The organism is Flavobacterium sp. SOK18b (assembly GCF_014156605.1).
GTDB lineage: Bacteria > Bacteroidota > Bacteroidia > Flavobacteriales > Flavobacteriaceae > Flavobacterium > Flavobacterium tiangeerense.
In genome coordinates, this window is the sequence record NZ_QKNZ01000076.1 from 1 (window position 1) to 3,506 (window position 3,506).

Here is a 3,506-nt window from a genome sequence, read left to right on the forward strand (position 1 = left end):
TTGTTTCTGTTTTTATTAGAGCAATACTTGAATTTGTTTCGACTTTTTTTCATTGGTGCAAATGTAAAAAATAATATATACGTAATGCAATCCTTTTTTATAAAAAATATTTAGTTTTTATAATCTTCAAAGGCTTGAAGAATCATTTCATTTTCAACTAATTGATTTATTTTAATTTTACCAATACCTTCGATTAGGGCAAATTGTATCTCCCCATATTCATTTTTCTTGTCATGAACTAGTAATTCAAATATGGGATCTATATCTTTTTGATCAAATACTATATCCTCGTAAATGTGTTTAATACATGCTTTTATCTGAGAATATTCGTCTACTTTCAATAGTCCTTTTTGCCATGAAAGATAACTTTCTAAAATCATACCAGCTGCTATTGCCTCACCATGCAACAGTGTTGTTTTTAATTCATTCTCTAGAAAATAACTTTCAATTGCATGGCCTAATGTGTGTCCAAAATTAAGAGATTTTCTAATATTATTTTCTGTTGGATCTTGCATTACAATTTCATTTTTGATTTCAACAGATCGATATATGAGTTTGTCAAAGTCAGCAAAATCAAATGCATCAAGATCGGTAAATGTTTTCCAATAACTTGCATCATAAATTAAGCCATGTTTTAGCATTTCTGCAAGACCAGAACGCATTTCGTTTTGTGGTACGGTTTCTAAGTATTGTGTATCTATCAATACCATTTTAGGAACATTAATAACCCCAATTTGATTTTTGAGATTACCTAGATCAACACCATTTTTTCCACCCACAGAAGCGTCAACCATAGCCAATAGAGTAGTGGGTACATGAATAAATTCAATACCTCTCTTAAAAGTAGACGCAACAAAGCCACCTAAATCTGTAACTACACCACCACCTACATTGAGAACTAGTGATTTTCTATCGGCTTTTAATTCCGTTAAAACATTCCAAATTTGAACACATGTTTCAATATTTTTATTTTCCTCTCCAGATTCAAATTCTATAATTTCGATCGTTAAATCAGTTTCTAAATTTGATAGAAAAATTGGCAAACAGTGTTCATTTGTATGATTATCTACAATAATAAAAATATTAGAAAATTTATTATTACTAATATATTCATTAAGCGCTGTATAAGCATTTTCATTGAAGTATATGGGATAGTTATTGGCTTGTATGGTTTGCATTTTTATTTTTATTTACAAAGTTTATTAAAAAGGTCTATTGTTCCTGGATAATTTTTATTAACTGCAATCCCTAGGTACTTACAAGCATTTGTTTTGTCTTGCATTTTATAATAACAACCTGAAAGCAAATATTCGGTTTTACCATCATTTAGTGTTGGTTCGTTTACTATTTTTAGCAAATAACTAATAGCGGTTTCACTTCTATTTAAACTAAAATAACAAACGGCTATATCTTGGTAAATTACCTTTTTTTCGGGATGTAACGCTAGTTCTTTTTCATAAAGTACAATAGCTTTTTCAAATTGTTTAGCGTCTCCCAATTTTTTTGCTTCAATCATATAATTGATTGTTTTTGGGGCATTTTCTATATCTCCAGATGGATTGTTTTGAATAGTAGAAACAGATATTTTTTGATTTATTTTTTTAGTTAATGTAGAATCATTTGGATAAATTCTCATTCCTTCTTTGATAAATGCCTCTATTTTTTGGGGATTATAACCCGCCTGTTTGAGTGCAACAGCGGTATTTTTCCAGTTTGAAGGCATGCTTCGGTATTGACTAAAAAGTTTGTGTAGCTTAAATATTTCGGCGGTATCCTTATGTACAACTGCCATTCTAAGGCCATCTAAATAAAAATTAAGTGTCCTTGGTCTGGCATAAAATGCTGATTTCAAATACTCATACGCTTTCTTTTGGTTGCCTTTTAATTTTTCTATTTTATGCAAATACCAGTTTGAAATTCCCATATAAGGATTTATTGTATTTGATAATTTAAAATATTTTTCAGCTTCCTCTAAGTTATTCTCATTAAACAATGCAATAGCTGTGTGTTGGTAAAATGTTTCTCCATAAATACCTACTCTTGTAATAGCTGGGAATTCATTAAGGATTACATTAGAAGATACCGGCGTTTTATCAAATTTTATTCTGTATTCTAATTGGGCTGCTCTCCAGTCCATAAAAGAGATACAAGTTGTAACCACGCTAACTATAATTAAAAACAAACCTATCTTTTGTGAGTTACCATTTAAACCTGAATACTTGGTTGAATTTAAAACTGTAAATACAATCATCAATGCAAAAGCCAGTTGCATTGTAGGTCTATACAGCGGAAAGTTAAAAAAGGCATCTATAAAATACCCTGTAATAAGCATTAAAACAAGTAAAGAAATAGTTTTATCGGTATCGTTTTTTGTAAAAATATTTTTAATGTTGATAAAAAATATTAAAATAAAAAGACTCAAATATACTAAGCCGTTAATGATTCCCGTTTCGGCTGCAATTTCAAGTAAATCGTTGTGAGTATGTGAAGAAATTAATGCTTCATCAATGGTGGTTCTTTCATAAGGAATACTTTCAACTCTCCAATTTCCTAATCCGATACCAGTTATTGGATCTTTTGAAATCATTTGCGCTGCATTGCCCCAATAACTCAGCCTTGCAGATGCAGAAGCTTCATTTGTATCTGCAATTTGTACAATTCTAGTACTTACGGATTCAAACCTTCCAATACTATCACTATTTTTAAAAACGATACTACTTAAAAAAACAGCCAACGCTATTGGAATTAAAATATAGATGGTTTGTTCAACTGTTTTTTTTGCGAATGAATGTATTTTAAAATAGACTATTAGAAAAACTACAACTTGAAAAAATAACCCCAAATAAGCAGCTCTAGAACTGATTAAGATTACTGTAAAACTTGCTAGCAACAAACATAAAGCTAAAAACCATTTCTTCCAGTTGTTATAGTGTAAAATTCCTAGTACTAAAAAAGGAATTTTAACATTAAGACTCGCTGCAAAAATATTAACGTTTCCTGTATTCCCTTTTAAATTGTTTAAAGCATTAGTTACACTTGCAAAGTCTTTCATTACAGTGCTTAATTGCAATACGGTTTGTAAAAAAAGACTTATTCCCACAAGCACAGCAATATGACACAACAAATGTAATTTATCTCTAAATAAAAGAATCAAATTAAGAATCATTACTACAACAATAAGTAATTGAATAAAACTATTGATTGACAGTGAAAGATTTTTACTAAAAAATAGGGAGCAACCACAAAGAATAATAAACAAAAAATAGATTTTTAAAACTAAACCTTCGCTAGAGAAGAGTTTAGTCTTTTTATAAGCTACTTTTTTATTGCTAAAAAGGTAGAGTAATGCAACAATATTAACCACAGCCATGTAAAAAAACTGCGTGTTTAGTATTTCAATACTTTTAAAATGAGGCAAAAAATCAATCAAAAAATAACAAAAAAGAAAAAATAATGCCATGAAATTTTCATAAAATGAGCTTTGTACTGTATCGTTTTTAATTTCT

At 29.4% G+C, this 3,506-nt stretch carries 2 protein-coding genes; both read right to left on the bottom strand.

Features of this window, described 5'->3' with window-relative positions:
• Positions 1 to 110: 110 nt before the first annotated feature.
• On the bottom strand, positions 111 to 1,178 hold the full coding sequence (gene aroB / locus DNC80_RS11500; RefSeq protein WP_182651352.1) for a 3-dehydroquinate synthase: 1,068 nt from the start codon (positions 1,176 to 1,178) through the stop codon (positions 111 to 113).
• 8 nt (positions 1,179 to 1,186) lie between these two features.
• Positions 1,187 to 3,506: O-antigen ligase family protein (locus DNC80_RS11505; RefSeq protein ID WP_220485239.1), on the bottom strand; the 2,320-nt coding region annotated here is incomplete at its 5' end.

What these genes read in the sequence shown, in the direction of transcription:
- aroB (WP_182651352.1), bottom strand. Translation starts at nt 1,178, where the DNA reads ATGCAAACCATACAAGCCAATAACTATCCCATATACTTCAATGAAAAT.